The sequence below is a fragment of the Devosia salina genome (assembly GCF_019504385.1).
Taxonomy (GTDB): Bacteria; Pseudomonadota; Alphaproteobacteria; order Rhizobiales; family Devosiaceae; genus Devosia; species Devosia salina.
This window is the reverse complement of the sequence record NZ_CP080590.1, coordinates 843,509-860,149: the sequence shown is the minus strand read 5'-3', so window position 1 is coordinate 860,149 and position 16,641 is coordinate 843,509. Positions and strand designations below refer to the sequence as shown.

11 protein-coding genes are annotated in these 16,641 nt (G+C 63.4%); 2 read left to right on the top strand and 9 right to left on the bottom strand.

Annotated elements, in window-relative coordinates; translation table 11 throughout:
- Positions 1–128: 128 nt before the first annotated feature.
- Positions 129–1,061 (top strand): WlaTC/HtrL family glycosyltransferase, encoded by a 933-nt coding sequence (locus tag K1X15_RS04090; RefSeq protein WP_220306211.1) that lies wholly within the window; start codon positions 129–131, stop codon positions 1,059–1,061.
- A gap of 97 nt (positions 1,062–1,158) precedes the next feature.
- Here K1X15_RS04090 and K1X15_RS04085 read toward each other — a convergent pair whose 3' ends face one another.
- Together K1X15_RS04085 and K1X15_RS04080 are read right to left on the bottom strand one after the other, a co-directional pair.
- Positions 1,159–1,656, bottom strand: coding sequence for a hypothetical protein (locus K1X15_RS04085; RefSeq protein ID WP_220306210.1), 498 nt, complete (start codon positions 1,654–1,656; stop codon positions 1,159–1,161).
- 11 nt (positions 1,657–1,667) lie between these two features.
- Positions 1,668–3,956, bottom strand: coding sequence for an LPS-assembly protein LptD (locus K1X15_RS04080; protein WP_220306209.1), 2,289 nt, complete (start codon positions 3,954–3,956; stop codon positions 1,668–1,670).
- A gap of 268 nt (positions 3,957–4,224) precedes the next feature.
- On the opposite strand from K1X15_RS04080, the gene K1X15_RS04075 reads away from it, so the two are divergent.
- Positions 4,225–5,412 carry an O-antigen ligase family protein gene (locus tag K1X15_RS04075; protein WP_240549730.1) on the top strand — a complete coding sequence of 396 codons (1,188 nt, stop codon included), beginning with the start codon at positions 4,225–4,227 and terminating at the stop codon, positions 5,410–5,412.
- A gap of 136 nt (positions 5,413–5,548) precedes the next feature.
- On the opposite strand, the gene K1X15_RS04070 is transcribed toward K1X15_RS04075, so the two are convergent.
- The 7 genes from K1X15_RS04070 to K1X15_RS04040 form a co-directional block, all read right to left on the bottom strand.
- Positions 5,549–5,953: a DUF6634 family protein gene (locus K1X15_RS04070; RefSeq protein ID WP_220306207.1), complete on the bottom strand. Its 405-nt coding sequence runs from the start codon at positions 5,951–5,953 to the stop codon at positions 5,549–5,551.
- A gap of 14 nt (positions 5,954–5,967) precedes the next feature.
- Entirely contained in the window at positions 5,968–7,866 is a 1,899-nt protein-coding gene (locus K1X15_RS04065; protein WP_220306206.1) for an AAA family ATPase, read from the bottom strand.
- Positions 7,867–7,967: 101 nt separating this feature from the next.
- Positions 7,968–8,858, bottom strand: a complete 891-nt coding sequence (locus K1X15_RS04060) for a DUF4357 domain-containing protein (protein ID WP_220306205.1) — start codon at positions 8,856–8,858, stop codon at positions 7,968–7,970.
- Between the two features lie 463 nt (positions 8,859–9,321).
- Positions 9,322–11,685: a phosphoketolase family protein gene (locus K1X15_RS04055; protein ID WP_220307427.1), complete on the bottom strand. Its 2,364-nt coding sequence runs from the start codon at positions 11,683–11,685 to the stop codon at positions 9,322–9,324.
- Positions 11,685–12,872, bottom strand: coding sequence for an acetate/propionate family kinase (locus K1X15_RS04050; protein WP_240549658.1), 1,188 nt, complete (start codon positions 12,870–12,872; stop codon positions 11,685–11,687). The genes K1X15_RS04055 and K1X15_RS04050 overlap by 1 nt, the downstream gene beginning before the upstream one ends.
- A gap of 626 nt (positions 12,873–13,498) precedes the next feature.
- Positions 13,499–14,527: a site-specific integrase gene (locus tag K1X15_RS04045; RefSeq protein WP_220306203.1), complete on the bottom strand. Its 1,029-nt coding sequence runs from the start codon at positions 14,525–14,527 to the stop codon at positions 13,499–13,501.
- Positions 14,528–15,073: 546 nt separating this feature from the next.
- Positions 15,074–16,123, bottom strand: a complete 1,050-nt coding sequence (locus K1X15_RS04040) for a hypothetical protein (RefSeq protein ID WP_220306202.1) — start codon at positions 16,121–16,123, stop codon at positions 15,074–15,076.
- Positions 16,124–16,641: the final 518 nt, after the last annotated feature.

Here is a 16,641-nt window from a genome sequence, read left to right as displayed (position 1 = left end):
CAAGACCACGCAATCGCTGCGAAGACGGGCGCCACGGCGGTGCCAAAAGGTCTCGACATCACGTTCCGGTCTTTTGCCCGTGGCCATTCGCTGCTACCTGACCCAGGCACGATCGGGCAGGAAATGAGATGACAATTACCGCAGTGACAGGATTTTACGATGTGGGCCGGGGCGGCTATGACAACCGCACGCCGGACCAATATGTCGCCTGGCTGAACCAGACGCTGCAAGCGCCGCTGCCCTTCATCATCTTTCTCGACCCCGCCTTCGATGCCAGCGCGGTTCGTCCCAAACGGGGAGACCGCATTATTCGGGTGACGAAGGACGAGCTGACCATGTTCGGGCATCGCAGCCGGATCGAGGAGATCGTCGAGGGCAGCGAGGCCGTCAATCGGCGCGACATCGCCTTCAACCTCGTCGAATATGGCATGATCGTCATGTCCAAGCCCGAGTTACTCAAACGCGCGGCCCGGGAAACGGACGCTGAGTTCCTGTTGTGGGTGGACGCCGGGCTCTGTCGGTTCATGCCGGATCTCAAGGGCAAGACGGTCAGCGTCATGCCTTCCGAGCTCGAGGGCATGCGCATCAGTCTCAACACCACCTGGCACCTGGCGCAACGGATGCGCATCGGCAAGTTCCCTCGTAAGATGGTGGGACGGACACTTGCCATGATGAGTGCTGGGGATCTGATCGTGCGCCGGGACTTCGCGGAAGAGTTTTCCGACCGGTTGGAATTCCTGGTGGAGAGGGAGTGGCTGCCGGCCGGGTTGTGGGACAATGAACAGGTGGCGATCGGCAATCTCTTGTTCAGGGGCGGCCTGCCAGGCGCACGCGTGCTGAGGACCGATGTCGGCGGCGGCGGCAATACCGTCAGATGGCTCTTTGGCGCCCCACCCTACCCGTCGCGAACGCCGCTTTACGTTCGATGGCGCTTGCTGCTCGACGAGTTTCGCACCCGGCTGGCGCCGGCGCATGAGTGCTATCTCCGTGGCGACTTTCCGGAGGCGGAATTCAGGGCCTGGCAGGAACAGAAGAGACTTTATGGGAGCGCTTCCCACTGAGGCTCGACACGGGGAGTTGAGACCTGACCCGCGCTCCCCAGGTCAAAGCAGCGGCGGCATGTCTTGAGGGTCTTTGGTGAGGCCGCCCGAGGTGCTGCTATGGCGCGGGGCGATAGCCGGAGAGGACGGAGATCCGCAGGGACTCGGCTGCGGCGCGCGCCGCCGTTTCCTGGGCGCCTTGGGACGATGCAATATCGACTGGGGTCAGCTTGCCGCTCTGATAGGCGGTGTCGGCGAAGCGGGTGGCTTCGAAAAGCACACGGTCGTCGTTGGTGATGGTCACTGTGGCCTGAACCCGAACATTGGTCGGCCGGGCCACGGCGAATGCATTCGACATCGATCCGGGCAGCGAAACCGCGCTTGCCGCGATGTCGAGGACCGGGTCATTCGGTCCCGCTTCGCCGGGAAAGGCCAGCTTGAGGCGATCGAAGATGATCTGCTCTATGCGGCTATCGGGGGAAGCGAAGTTGAACCTGACCGATTCCATGCCGGCGCCGGGCCTGTCGCCATAGACCGGCGTGAAGCTGGTGCAGGCGGTGAGAAGACTGGCAAGCAGCGCCATGGTGGCGAGGGAAAGAAGCTTCGTTCTGGTCATCGTCCCCGCTCCTATTCAAGCCAGCTATTGATCGGCACTGCGCCCGAATAGCCGACATCCAGACCCGCTGGCGCCAAAAGCCGGAAGGTAGCGGTGGCGCGCAGATCGTTGGCCGAGCTGTGGGTCGGGCCGGTTCGCGTCACCGCGCCGGACAGCACCAGATAGCCGTCATTATAGGTCAAGCCGCCGCCCACCTGGAGGTAGCTTCCGGCATTGATGTCCCAATAGGCTTTGCCCGTCACAGTCCAGTATTCGGCCACGGGCACCGAAAGCTCGGCGCCGATTTCGTGCATGTCGCGGATATTGCCGGTCGCCGGCGTGGCGGCGGCAAAGCCGTAATTGAGTGCTCCCGACCAGCCGTCGCGGTTGTAGCTCACGCCCAGTCCGGCGCGGGAGATCGCGAGATTGCTCGTATCGACCTGCAGCTTGGCCCCGGCCTTGATTGTGTCGGCGATGGCGCCATAGGCGCCCACGACGGCGTAGGAGGCCGCGTTTTCAAGCCCGGAACCGACGCCCACCTGCTGCCGGTTGGGCAAGGCAAAGACGTTGGTTCCGGCCAGCTGGAAGGACTGGCCGCCGACCAGTTCCACATAGCTGCCGTCATTGAGGCTGGCGAGATAACGGCCGCCGACATTGAGGCGCAGGCCGGTTTCCTGGCGGTCGATGCCGCTGAAGCGGTTGTAGCTGAACACATTGGTGTCGTCGAAGACCAGGCTCTGGGAGTCTTCGTTGGTGATCCCGGGCGCGGTATCGGAAGCGCCACGATAGACGATCTGCGCGATCGGCTCGATCAGGTGCGTCACCCCACCGCCATAGGCCGCCAGCGGATAGCGCACGTCCAGCGCTGCAATGGGGGTGGCGCTGAGCAAGGTCTGCGCCGAAGGGGCCTTAGCGAGGCCGCTGCCGCCATCATAATTGGCACCGTCCAGCCGCAGGCCGAGGAAGGGCGTCACCACCGCGCCGCCGGCGATCCACTGGTTCTGCCAGCTGGCCTGCGCCATGCCGTGGATGCGGTTGCCGGCATAGCCGTAGTCATAGGGAATGAAGTTGGCCGTTGTCGTCGAGTCGGCGGCGCGCCGCATCGCCAGCAGGCGCCCCTCGACCTCGATGCGCCCGGCCCCGTCGGGGAGGGTGAAGCTGCGGGCCACTTGCACATTGGGCAGCGCAATGCCCTGCTGGTCACGTGTCTGATTGGTGTTGTTGCCCAGGAGGTTAAACTGCTGAATCCGGGCGTCGATATAGGTGTCGTCGCTCAGATGGGTCGCGTAGACCTCGTTGACCGCCGAGCGCCGCGGGTCGAGCAGATAATCGGCGAAATAGGCGCTGTCGGTGAAGATCGAATAGGCGGCCCCCAGGGTCCAGTCGTCCACCGGCTTGAACGCGCCATCTGCCTGGACGGCGCCGCGCCAGTCACGCTGCGCATCGGCAAAGGTGAAGGCCGCCTTGTCGCGCTGGTAAAGGCCTGACGCCTTGATGCGGAATGAGCCGCGATCGAACCGCTGAATCCATTCAGCACCCATCAGAAAGCCCTGCCGGCTCATCAGGGTGGGCGAAAGGATCACGCTGGTGTTTCGGGTGGAATAGACGGCGAACGGGAACTCGGCCTTGACCCCGATCTCGTCGGAATAGCCCAGGCTCGGCTTGGGGATGCTGTCGAGCGCCTCGTTGCTCATGTCGGGCAGCCAGAGATAGGGCAGCCAGGCGACAGGAATACCCAACAGCGCGATGCTGGGCTGTTCGAGCGTGATGGAATTGTCCTCGGCGTTCTGGACGATCCGCGCGGCGCTGATCGACCAGCCGATCCGCTGGCCCTGGGGCCCGACGCACTCACCGCAGGGCGCGTATTGCGCGTTGGTGAGGATGGAATTGAGCACTTGGTCGAACTCGGCGCTGTCTGCCGTGATGCGCGAACCGTCATAGGCGGTCAGGGTCATACTATCGAGCACGGCCCGCTTGAGTCCGCCGGTCAGGTCCAGCGTATCACTGTGCGACACATTGCCGGCTGGATCCGTGACGGTCGCGTCGCCGATCAGTTGCATGACCCCTTCAGCGCGCCGATAGACCAGTTCTCGACCGGTCAGTACGTAGCCGCTCACTTTCAGTAAGACGTCGCCCCGGGCAGTAATGACATTGCTCACGGAGTCGAAAACCAGTTCCTCGGCCTCGATTTCCGTGGGGGATGACGGATCAATGGGGGCGGAAAAGAAGTCCTGCGGCACAAGGCCCTGCGCCGCGGCGGGCGCTAGTCCGGACGCACCGGTCAGGATAAGCGCGGCCACCATGAGCGGCAATGCGCGCATGCCGGACTTCATCGCAAAGCCCCTTCCGCGTTCTTTGCTCTGGAACTCCGGGTTGCCATGCTCACACTACGCCGACTTAAGAAACGCAACGCCGTCCAAAGCCGAAACGCCCGCGGACGACAACCTACCGGCCAATGTAGGCGTGAGCAATGAAGAATGTGCAAACCCTGGCCGGGTGTGACCAATTCGCTTCACCGCCCCGTTCGGACTATGCCAGAGGATCGGGTCCCCGCTTGCAGGTGTCCTGAAGCCCCGATATTTGAACGCCATGACCCAAGGCCTCAGAAGCATCGTCCCGACCATCGCGCTGATCGCTGTCCTGGCCATGGCGCCCGTGGCACCAGAGGCGGGGAATATGCTGTTCCTCGTTGCCGGGGCCCTGGGATTTTCTCTGATGTGGCCCGAGGCAATAGTGCAGGTTCGGCGTCCCATCGTCTGGATGCCGCTGGCCGGTCTGGTATTGGTCGCCACCGCATACGGAATTAGCGCCGGGGCCAATGGGCTGGTCGGGCTACTCTATTTTGCGCCACTGCTGGCAATCTGGCCGCTCGTGACCTTGTTGCAGTCAAGTGGCCGCCCCCAGTTGGCCCTGCTTTCCGGCGTCCTTGCGCTTTGCGGGGCGAGCGGTGCCGCGATCATGGCGATGTTCGAAGTCCAGTCGACTGGCACGACGCGAGCGGGTGGATTGGTGGCCAACCCCATTCATTTTGCAGATGTGGCCCTGCTGGTGGGATCCACGGCGCTCATTGGCGCCCTGGTGGTCAAGGCGCGTTGGAGATTCATGTTCGGTCTGGCACCAGTGATGGCCCTGATTGCGGTGCTTCTTTCCGGGACAAGAGGCGCTGTGGTTGCGGTTGTCGCCATGCTGGCCATCGCAGTCGTGACCGCGGTACTTCATCGGCTTTTTTCACTCCGCCTAATGCTGGCCTTGGGGGTTTGCCTAATCGTGGTGGTCGCCGGATTCTTGGTGTTGGGCGGCGCCCAGATATCAGGGGTTCAGCGAGTTCTCGCCGATATCGCTGCTACTTTATCAAGCGGCGCACCCACCGACGGCTCTACCGCACTACGCCTGCAGATGTATCTCGGCGGCTTCAGGGCGTTTCTCGAAGCTCCGATTGTGGGGCACGGTCCGCTGGCCTTCACGGCCGTTGCCGATGGCCTCGCCGATACCTCCTTTGGCGGCGCGCCGCACCTTCACAACGATCTTGCCGACATGGCCGCCAGTGCGGGGCTTTTCGGCGTTGGCGCTTATATTCTGTTCCTGCTGGCGCCGGTCGTGGAAATCATCCGGTCTCCAGAAAAGCCGGGCAAGAGGGCAAACGTGGTCTTGATCGCGACACTCGTGGCTGGTTTCTTCACAATGGGACTGACGAATGCCATGTTCGGCATTCTCACCGTGACCGTTACCTTCGCAGCGATCTGCGCGATCACCGGGCTGCTTGCCGCACCAGAATAATAGGGCAGAAAACCAGGGGCTAGCCGCCGTGGCTTGGGCGATGGTGACTAGGGTAGACTGACTGAAGCCCTACGCCCTACGGCGATTGCCGGGGGCGGCAGCTTTCACCCCCGCCCAAAGCTTGGTTTCACCAAACCTACCCTACCGGATAACCCATCGGCTCTCCCAGGACATAAAACCGCGACAGGGTGCGGGCCCATTTGAGATGGGTGGCATCGAGCCCGATGAGGTAGGAGGTCTGCACATAGGGCCGGTCACCGAGGCGCGGATGGCCGATGACCGTGCCGACCAGGATTGTGCCGCGGGGTTCGACCTGGATAAAGCGCCAGTCATGGAGGCGCGGCGCCAGTTCGAGAATGTCGGGTCCGGGGCACCAGCCGGCGCGTAAACGCTGCAGCGACTTGCGGGCCGCCGCGATCTTGCGGCGCATATGCTCGCTGAGCTTGTCGTCATCGACATCGATCAGGCGGTCGAGATCCATCAGGCCGATGCTGCCGCTCCGGTTGGAGACGGCGATATCGAAGGGCGGAAGGATCATCATGGGTTCGGGTCCTTTCAGGGAGTGGAGGGATCTGTGGGATTGTTGGGCTCGGCGCTGCTTGAGCCGCCGAGATCGTGCGGCTCAAGCAGCGCCGTGAGTTCGGTGCCGGTGAGCACGGGTTTGGCGAGGAGAGCCTCGGTCACGGCCTCGAGCGCCAGGCGGAGCGGGGTGAGGATGGCGATGGTTTCATCGAGCAGACGACCCAATCGCTCCTCGACGAGGCGCCGGCGATCCTTGAACTCGGCCCCCTGCCCGGCCCATTGGCGGGTGGGTCCATAAAGAAAGAGCTCGAAGCAGGCGTCGTGAATGAGTTCGGCGGCCCGGGCGATGTCCGAGCGGGCGCCGGTATTGGCCCCGCGCCCGGCCAGCATATCGGCGGCGCGACCGGCCAGGAGGATGCGCACATTGTCCTCGAGGACACCGGCGGTGATAATGCCGGCGGGCGGCTCGGCAATATCGGTCTCACCCTCATGCCCGGCCCCGGGCAGGATCGAGACCGAGTGGACCGGACGCCCCAGATAGAGAGCCATCACCGCATGACCGGCCTCGTGCAGCGCCACCGCGCGACGCAGTTCAGTTGGACGGGTGTCGGGCGGCACGAGGACCGCAAGGAGATGCTCAAGAGCGGGTGATTTGTTCTCCTTGGTGGCCTCGGCCGTCGCCAGCACCGCCAACTGCTTGAGCTCGGCCTGGGTCTGGGTGCCAAGGAAGGGCAAAAGATGGGTCAGATCGGCCTTCTGGAGCGCTTCGGGCAGATGCAGCTTGAGCATGGAAAGACGCTGGCTGCCCGAGTGGGGTGGCGGCAGCGTTAGGTGCTGCCCCAGGCGCCCGGCGCGGATCAGGGCCGGATCGAGCCGCTGGACATGATTGGTGATGCCGATCAGCAGCACCGGCTTGCCTGACGCCACCATCTGGTCGATGCCGGTGAGCAGGCTATTGGTGAGGCTGACCCACCAGGGGTCATATTCGCCACGCAGATCCTGCCGGTTGGGCACGGAATCGAGCTCATCGATCACCCCGATGGCCGGGGCCAGGCGATGGAGCTCGGCAAAGAAACTCGCCTGGGCGGAGAGGACATCGGAAAGATGTCCCTTGCCGGTCTGCAGCCAGTTCGCGGCATTGGTCATCACCAGAGGCAGTCCGGCACTCGCGGCGAGCGAGTGCGCCAGCAGCGTCTTGCCGGTGCCGGGCGGGCCTTCGAGCAGGACATGTTCAAGACCGGCGGTCTTGCCCTGCGGCAGGTCGGTCACCACCCGCCTCGCCCAGTCCGACACGTTGTCGGGCACGCACAGCGTGTCGATGTGTGGCGCGTCCGGCACGTTCTGCGCCCCGCTCTGCCTTTTGGCGATGGCGGCAAGGCGTTTGGCCATGGCCCCGGCGCTGGCTGCCGGACGCAGGGCCGCCAGCAACTGACCGGCATCGAGCCCTGCGAGATGCTCGGCCTTGAGGGCACGCGGCATGCAGGTGGTGAGATCGATGATGCAGTCCCGCACCATGGCGTAGTCGGGGCGCGCCAGATCGGGCTTGTGGTCGGCGGTGTCGAGCAGCAGGGAGGGCAGCAGCCCCTCAGGATCCTGGGAGACGCCGATCACCGAGCGGGAGTGGAGGAAGGGCATCAGCGACGAACTGGTCCAGCCGGCAAGTCCGCGGCCCGCACTCTCATGGCGGGCCACCACCAGGGCCTGGGGATAGACCTCGCGCAGATGCTCTTCGAGATAGTCGACCCAGTCCGCTCCGGGCGCTTCGAGAATGACCACGACGGGCCTGTTCGCCGTGAGAGCTGCAACCAGACTCCCGGGCAGCGCGGCCTTGAGCATGGCGGTGCAGAAGCGGTCCGCAATGGCCCGGACCCGGATCTCGGGATCGGGCAGCAGCGGCGATTGGGGGTCTTGTGTTTGCTTGGATTTGGGCATGGCTGTCCTGGGCGCCCGCGCGGATGCGGCGGCGCTATGCGTGAGAATGGAGAGATTGGGTGGGTGCCGGCGCGATCCCGAGGGCAGATACCGGGTTCGGCCTAAGGCTGGCGCGGCAAGGGACCGGGCACGCCGTTCCTGACCATGCAGAGGCGGCGCCAGCCGGTCGGCCCATAACCCTTGCTGCCGGCCACAAAGAGCGCGGCGCCACTGGCAGAGGAAAAATGCAGATGCCGGCGGGTCACCAGCAGCCGCGGATCGTCGGCATGCGCCTCGATGCAGCCCGAATAGAGGAGGCTTTCGTGCCGCACCCGCAGCAGCTGGCCGGCCGAGGGGACCGGCGCGCCCCAGATCTCGCTGCCTGCCAGCAGCATCCAGTCGCCCTCTGCCGTCTCGACGGCCTGGGCCGCAATGCCCTTGCCGACAAATTCGTGCAGCACGCCTTCATAAAGACCGGGCAGATCGTCGCCCAGAATGTCGCTGTTGCCGGTGGCGCCGACGAGGAGCGCGGCATCGGATATGGTGGTCAGGGCATGGCCGCTGGCGGCGATGATCTGCAGCGCCCTGCCGCAGAACATGCGCAACTGCGGATAGCGGTCGGCCACCGGCGCCCCCAGCGGGATCTGCCCGAGGGTAATATAGCCGCAGACCTCGTTGAGGCTTTCCCAGACGATGCGCTCGGCGGCGCGGGCCTCGTCGAGCGTCCAGCGGTCTTGGGCCTCGGTGAGGACAAAGACCTGCTCGAGCGGACCATGCCAGGTGAGATGCGGGCTTTCCCCGGCCCGGGCGGAATAGTCGCCGCTGACCCCAACATAGGCATGGATGCCATCGGCATAGAGCGCCACATAGACGGCGGGGCCGGTGACGCGCAGACGGCTGAGATCGCCGCGGCGGTTGCCGGGGACATGCAGCACCGTGGGCACCAGCGGATGATCGTCATCGCCGAACTGGCTGACGGCGGAAAAGGCAGAATGAATGGACAGAAAAGACAATGGACTTCTCCCGCGCAAAGCCCAAGGGGCTGCGCCTGATCGAATGAACCAAGAGGGTGTGAGGACGGAGAGCGCCGGCTAGGGGCGCCGCATCAGCGCCAGGGGCGCCGTCTCAATCTCGATCGGGTGGGGAAAAGCGCTTGCCGGGAAGCGGCAGCGATTGTGCGGGACGCGCGTCCCGCTAGGATTGGCCTCAGCCATATTGCACCTGCTAACTCAGGTTGATGTGGTCAGGCCGTCGCTCCGCGCCAACGGATCGGCGGCCGCTTCTTATGCGAAGCGGCCCGGCCAGTCCGAATCGTTCATCGATCCGGTATCGATTACCTTGACGAAGGTTCCGCTTCCGTTCCAGCACTCCTCGATCGCATGGTTAATTTGGAAAAACGGGGCGACCTGCCCGCAAGCTAAGCTCTGGTCGCCCCCTGCCCCCGTCTGTGCCTTGCCAGATGCTTGTTGCCCCCGGTTATTTCTGGGTCCAGCGCCAGTTACGGATTTCGGGCATGTCTTCCCCATTCTGCCGGACATAGCGATCATGCTCGGCGAGTTGGGCATCAACGAACTGGGCGAAGGCCGTCCGCCTCCCGGCAAACCTCTCGATGCGGTCAATCACAGCCCTGGCCAGATGGAAGCGATCGAGCTCATTGAGGACGGCCATATCGAATGGGGTCGTCGTCGTGCCTTCCTCCTGAAAGCCATGGACATGGAAATTATCATGGTTGCGGCGACGATAGGTCAGCCGATGGATCAGCGCCGGATAGCCGTGATAGGCAAAGATGACGGGCGTGTCGGTGGTGAAAATGGCGTCGAATGCTGCATCATCCATACCGTGAGGGTGCTGGCTGGGCGCCTGCAGGGCCATCAGGTCCACCACATTGACAAAGCGCATCTTCAGCTCGGGGATTTGCTCACGCAGGATGGTGACGGCGGCCAGCGCCTCCATGGTGGGCACGTCGCCGGCGCTGGCAATCACCACATCGGGTTCATCTGCTCCGCAATTGGACGCCCAGTCCCAGGTCCCGAGGCCAATGGTGCAATGCGCCGCCGCCGCGTCCGGGCTCAGCCATTGCGGTGAGGGTTGCTTGCCGGCAACGATGACGTTGATGTAGTCGCGGCTGCGCAGGCAATGGTCCACGACGGAGAGCAGAGTATTGGCGTCGGGCGGCAGATAAACCCGGACCACGCTCGCCTTCTTGTTCATCACATGATCGATGAAGCCGGGATCCTGATGGCTGAAACCATTGTGGTCCTGGCGCCAGACATGGGACGTCAAAAGATAGGTCAGCGAGGCGATCGGCTTACGCCAGGGCACGTCCCTGGCCACGTTCAGCCACTTTGCGTGCTGGTTGAACATGGAATCGACGATGTGGATGAAGGCTTCATAGCACGAGAAAAAGCCGTGCCTGCCGGTCAACAGATAACCTTCGAGCCAGCCTTGGCACAGATGCTCGCTGAGCACTTCCATGACGCGCCCGTCTGCGGCCAGCTGCCGGTCCGTTTCGAGCTGGGGGCCGATGAAGACCCGGCTGGTTGCTTCAAAGACCGCGCCGAGCCGGTTGGATTCGGTTTCGTCAGGGCCGAACACCCGAAAATTGGCAGTGTCGGCGTTGAGCCTGAGGACATCGCGCAGAAACTCGCCCGCCGCTCGCGTCGCCTCGCCGATGGTGGCGCCGGGTTGCGTCACCTCGAGCGCATAGTCGCGGTAGTCGGGCAATCTGAGGTCCGACAGGAGTTGGCCACCATTGGCATGTGGATTGGCGCCCATGCGGCGTTGACCGGTCGGCGCCAGGTCAGCCAGCTCGGCCTTCAATCGACCGGCGCTGTCGAACAGCTCTTCCGGCCTGTAGCTGCGAAGCCAGTCCTCGAGGATATCAAGATGACCCGGAACTTCGGCCAGTTTGGCCAGCGGAACCTGGTGGGAGCGCCATGTGCCCTCGGTGGGATTGCCATCGACCTCCTTAGGACCAGTCCAGCCCTTGGGCGATCGGAGGACAATCATCGGCCAGGCCGGCCGATCCATTGCGCCGCGGCTACGGGCGTCCCTCTGAATGGCCCGGATGTCCGCGAGCACGGTGTCGAGCGTTGCCGCCATCAACTGATGCATTGTGGCAGGGTCGTCACCCTCCACGAAATGCGGCACATAGCCATAGCCACGAAACAGCGCGTCCAGTTCGTCGTGGCTGATGCGCGACAATATTGTGGGACTGGCAATCTTGTAGCCGTTGAGATGCAATATCGGCAGGACCGCGCCATCGCGTGCCGGGTTGAGGAATTTATTGGAGTGCCAGCTTGTGGCGAGGGCCCCGGTCTCGGCTTCGCCGTCTCCGACCACGCAGGCAACGAGCAGGTCGGGATTGTCGAATGCGGCGCCATAGGCGTGCATGAGGGAATAGCCCAGTTCGCCCCCCTCGTTGATCGATCCGGGCACTTCGGCAGCGACGTGGCTTGGGATGCCACCGGGCCAGGAAAACTGCGTCACGAGCCGCTTGAGCCCTTCCACATCCTGACCGACCTCGGGATGGAGCTCGCTATAAGTCCCTTCGAGATAGGTGTTTGCCACCAGTCCCGGCCCGCCGTGACCGGGCCCGGTGACATATATCATGTTGAGATCCATGGCCTTGATCACCCGATTGAGGTGGACGTAGACGAAGTTCAGTCCCGGCGTCGTTCCCCAGTGTCCCAGAAGGCGCGGCTTGACATGGGCCAGGGTCAGCTTTTCGCGCAACAGAGGATTGTCCCGCAGGTAGATCTGTCCGACCGACAGATAGTTGGCGGCCCGCCAGTAGGCGTCCATGCGGGCCAGTTGGTCCGGGGTGAGCGGCGTCTTCATCATGAGACATCCTTGGGTTGGAGCAGTTCCGCAAGGGCCGCGGCAATAACCGCTTCCTCATCGGTGGGAATGACGCGGACCGACACGGGCGCATCGCGCCTCGATATGACCGGGCCCCCGGCACGGTTGAGCTCGTTGTCGAGGGCAATGCCCAGGAAATCGAGGCCCGCGCATATCCGTTCCCGGATGGGCGCGGCATTCTCCCCGATACCGCCGGTAAAGACGATAGTGTCGAGGCCACCCAGGCTGGCGGCAAAGGCTCCTATGGTCTGCTTTATCCGGTAGCAGAACAGGGCCAGCGCCTCGGCTGCCCGGGGGTCGGCCGTTTCGCTCGCCAGCAGCTCCCGAATATCCGAGCTGCTGCCGGACACACCGAGCAGTCCCGACTGGTGGTTGGCCATGCGGTCGAAGGCCAGGGCGTCCATATCGTGCACTTGCGCCAGATATCGAACCAGGCCCGGATCGAGATCGCCGCTCCGGGTCCCCATCGGAACCCCGGCTGCCGGCGTAAAACCCATCGACGTATCGACGCTGCGCCCCTCATGAACGGCAACCAGGCTCGCGCCATTGCCCAGATGGGCAAGGACCAGGCGGCCTTTGACCGCCTGCTCGCCGGCGCGCCGACGCAGTTCTCCCAAGAGATAGGTATAGGACAGGCCGTGAAAGCCGTAACGCTGCACGCCATGATCAAAGAAGTGGCGCGGAATGGCCAGCATCCGGGCGATCTGGGGCATGCCAGCGTGGAATACGGTGTCAAAGCAGGCAAGCTGCGGCAGTGCCGGATAGCGCGCGCGGCATGCTTTCATCATGGCGATTTCGGCCGGCAGATGCTCCGGCGCATAATCGGAAACGCGCTCGAGTTCCTCGAGCATCGCCTCATCGACCTCGCCATGGACGCGATAGCGTGGTCCGCCATGGACGACGCGATGGCCTATTCCCGCGATCGCCTCCGGCCCCAGTTCCCGGTCCAGCCAGTCAAACAGCACGTTCAGCGCCTCGGCATGGCTGGTCGCGGACACGCGCTCGATCCGATGCGGCAGGCCAGTACCGCCAACTTCAAAGGAGGCGCCGGACTGCCCGAGCCTGTCGAACTTGCCACCAAGGCGCCGGGTCTTGCCGTCGGGTGCAAAGAGAGCAAATTTCAGGCTCGAGGACCCGCCGTTGAGCGTGAGCGCGAACCGGTCCACGAGGCTTCCCTTCCGTTGCTGGCGCTGCGTTGGTTCCACGATATTGCCGATCGGTTGGGCGCAATTGCTGACGCCGACATGGGTTATCTTGGCTGCGCCCGCATCGAGGCCGCCTGCGATCTCTCTGCCTGATCGGCATTGCATTGCCCCATCGTAACGGTTGTGAGACCGGCGCGCTTTCCTGGGCCACCTTCGCCGAAGCCATATTGAGCACGCGAAGCGCGCAGCATCGTCCGGCCTGACGGCATAGCCTAGGGTCGACGGTCAACCTAGAAGACAAATGGCAGACGCGGATTGACCTGCATCAAGTCAACCAACCGGTGAACTTCTTTTCAACGGTTGAGCAGATAGTCGATGTGAGACACAGCCGCGTCGAGGATTTCGACAGAGTTCGCAGAGCCAGTCAAAAGCTTATGCTTGCTCGTCGGCGCAACGGGGCCAGGCATTGGCCGGGGGATCGGGGCCTTGCCGTTTCTCGTCTCCATGGGCGCCTTAATCGTCCAGCTTTGCTTAAGTCCGGAGCAATTGCCAAGCTGCCCGGCACACCCGATCAAAAGTGATCCGTTCCTTGGCGACAGGCTTTGCGGGGGAGCAGCCATGACCGAAACCCGAAACGCTGCTCACTCTCAATCATCCTCGAGCGTCGAATTAAGGGAGGATACGGCATCCAGATCCCGCTCCTTCTCCCGCATTCTCGCCTGAGCCCGCCGAATGTTGGCCGCAATGGTTTCTGGATCACCAGCGTCGGGGATGTGGGCCCGGGCAGCGGCAATTTCCTCGGCCGTCAGCGCCGGTCGCGTCGGATCGACCCGATAGATCGGGGCGGGCATATCCGAGAAGTCGAACGTGGGGTCCTGGGGCGCAGAATTGCCAGCCGCATGAGTATTTCCGCGGTCGGGCAACAGCTGGCCGGCAGCTTGCTTAACTTGGCCCGTGGGGGCACCCAGCTGACCATCGATTCGGGGCTGCAATCCTGGCACGGGTCTAATCAAAGCTTTGCGCTGATGTCCCACCTTGGCACGAGCATAGTGGGTGATGTGGGTCCTGGCAGAGAGATGCCCTGCCAGTTCCGCGATCTCGGCCGGTGACAGTCCTGCCTTTGCCCAGGTGGCAATCGCCACATGCCGAAACGAATAGGGTGAGAGTATTCTGATGCCGACCCGCTTGCAGGCGCGGCGCATCTGGGCGGCCATTGCCTTGTGCCAATCTTCGAACTGGCTCGCCGTCATTGCATCAGGCGTAAGATCGATGAGGAGCGCGACGGCGACACGAACATCGGCATGAAGGGGTGAAAGGTCGTGACTGCGCAACTCGGGCATCCCAGCGCGTCGTTTGGCGGAGCGCAAGAAAAGTCTGCTGCCTTCAATCCTGGCGCCTACCAGCTCAATCGGGCGAAAGCCGGAATGGTTTGCGACCAGAACGTAAAGCGCGGCCAGGATGGCAAACAGCCTCTTGTGAGCCAGTGCATGGCGCTTGAGCTCGATAAAGAGGGTACGGGCCTCTTCATCTGTTGCATCGACCACTTTGAGGGCAGATGTGCGGCGTGCAGCTTTGGGTATTCGGGCGCGGCGCGCATCAAGAGCAGCCTCGAGCGGAGGCCATAGGACAGCGAAAGCGTTCGCCCGACGGTCAAGGCGCAACAGGACTTCGAGCATGCGTCTGTGGTCGGCCTTGTATCTGTCCACCGTGGCTGTCGCGAGCGGGCCGCCGCCCGACTGAGCGGCCAGAAGTGCATTGACCGGAGGCAGCGAGGGGTGGCGCGCGAGGGCTGCCCGAAGATGCCGCCGCCCTTCCCTATAATAGGAGAGCCGCGACCGTGCACCGGCGGGTCCGTAGAAGGGTGGGGGCTTGCGGGGCATTGGAAGGACCTGTGATGCAGCGCACTATAGCCACGATTTCCCATTAGTCTACGCTTTTGATGCACCTGACTCATTCCGTTTCTTGCCTCTCGCGACAGCATAGAACCAACGAAATACAACGTACCGCCAACGCGCTACCAACACGCCACAAACGAAAAGAAGCCGTGCACCTTCACCTAGACGACCTGGTGTCAGCAGCTCGCCAACAGACCATCGCCAAACCACCAAGGAGAGGCCGGGTTCGGGGATATTTGAGCCAAGAAATCGTGGGGCCTCAACCGGCAAGAGCACGCCGTCTGTCCTGTCTCGGGACCCTCCGTCCGCCCGGGTGAATGGCCTCAGTCAGTACAGCCCCGTGAATTCGCCGGCCCACCTTTGGCCATCAGACCAGAGGCGCTCCTCTCCCTCGACTTCTCTGGTAGAACGCGAGCGCTTCTTGCGCCCCTTTGACCCAGCCTTCCTGCCCTGCGGGACGCGCCATCGTGGACCCGGTGGCATTGTGAGATCCTGCAAGAGGCTGAACGGGGTCGAAAACAGGATGAGGCCCAGGCCCGCGGTGGCTCCGGCGACGATGGGCACCGAGGTCCCCTTGCGTTGACCAGACAGTCTTTCCGGATCGGCGGGATGACCGAGCCAGGCACTGGCGGCGGTGGGTGGGATGACAGACAAGAGCTGCCGCCGCGCCCCCGCATTTGGGCTCACGATGATGACCACTCGATAATGAGCGCTTGCGGCGACGGCACGAGTCCAGATTCCGCGCGCTTCGGCTGCATAACGCTCCGGCATGACCATGGACGGAACCTCGATCAGGCCCGCCCATGCGCCTGCAGTCTCTCCCTTCTGTCCAATTTTTCGCCAGGACAGTTGGGGCATTGCTGCAGCTTCCATTGGTTCCTCCAGCACGGCCTCGTGCCGAATGCCATAGAAGGCGGCGACTGCAGGATCGACCCCGACGAACCTGACGGCCTCCCTACGCCACCGCCAACTGGCCATCGAAAAGACGGAACGGGGGTCGGCGGTCACTAACGACCCTTCGGGTTCGGAGAGACGCTGCAGACACTGCTCGAGTGTCAGTGTCTGCTTGGCCGGAGCCGAACGTTTGGTCGTCCGGACACCAAGGGCGGACCGCACCACGGCATCGGTGATTTCTTCACGCTGGTGGAGAAAGGCAAGCACGGCATCGGGATCCTCCAGGAACCAACGGCTCAATGCCGCAGAAGCCACAGCCGAGGCCTCTCGACGGAGGCGCATCGCAAGATCGAGCGGCAAGTGGTTTGTCAACACGTAGGCGTCGCGATAGTGCCGCAACGTCGCTCGCGAAACGCCCAGGCGGCTGGCAAGCTCACTTTCCCGCTGCAGGCGCCGTCCGGCTCCGCTGTCCCGAAGTTTCATTCTTGCAAGCCGGCCTAGAAGAGCCCAGCGGCGTACCCTGTCCATGGTCTATTCGGTGTCGGAGTCGACTTGGCTTGACAAGTCCAATTCCTCACCCGACAATGAAACGAAATTTCGTTTAGTGATTCATGAACGACCTCCACCACGCTCAGCTATGCGCACGCCTTCAGCGCCATCACGCCGATATCGGCGGCCCCACTTCGCTGGCGCGCTTCCTCACGGTGGCAGCGCCGACTATCGAGCCGCTTTTGGCCAACGGTGTGCGCTGGGCCTGGATCGCGCCGCGCATCGACGCCGTGCGCGCTTCAAGCGAGCAAGTCATCCCATCCGACCTTCCTGACGCAACGGGGTCCCGCGTTCACCTCATGAGGAATACCTATTGCCGTGTAAGGAAGCGGCACCTGGAACCGGCCCGACACAACCTCGTCGCCCCGGTCCCGATTGCTCCCTCAGTCGCCCCTTCCAGCACCGAGCGAGGCCATGATCCGCCTCGACCTGCCGGCGCTCGCGGACGCATT

Coding starts and splice junctions, on each gene's coding strand:
- K1X15_RS04090 (WP_220306211.1), top strand. CDS start 129: ATGACAATTACCGCAGTGACAGGATTTTACGATGTGGGCCGGGGCGGC.
- K1X15_RS04085 (WP_220306210.1), bottom strand. CDS start 1,656: ATGACCAGAACGAAGCTTCTTTCCCTCGCCACCATGGCGCTGCTTGCC.
- K1X15_RS04080 (WP_220306209.1), bottom strand. CDS start 3,956: ATGCGCGCATTGCCGCTCATGGTGGCCGCGCTTATCCTGACCGGTGCG.
- K1X15_RS04075 (WP_240549730.1), top strand. CDS start 4,225: ATGACCCAAGGCCTCAGAAGCATCGTCCCGACCATCGCGCTGATCGCT.
- K1X15_RS04070 (WP_220306207.1), bottom strand. CDS start 5,953: ATGATGATCCTTCCGCCCTTCGATATCGCCGTCTCCAACCGGAGCGGC.
- K1X15_RS04065 (WP_220306206.1), bottom strand. CDS start 7,866: ATGCCCAAATCCAAGCAAACACAAGACCCCCAATCGCCGCTGCTGCCC.
- K1X15_RS04055 (WP_220307427.1), bottom strand. CDS start 11,685: ATGAAGACGCCGCTCACCCCGGACCAACTGGCCCGCATGGACGCCTAC.
- K1X15_RS04045 (WP_220306203.1), bottom strand. CDS start 14,527: ATGCTCGAAGTCCTGTTGCGCCTTGACCGTCGGGCGAACGCTTTCGCT.
- K1X15_RS04040 (WP_220306202.1), bottom strand. CDS start 16,123: ATGAAACTTCGGGACAGCGGAGCCGGACGGCGCCTGCAGCGGGAAAGT.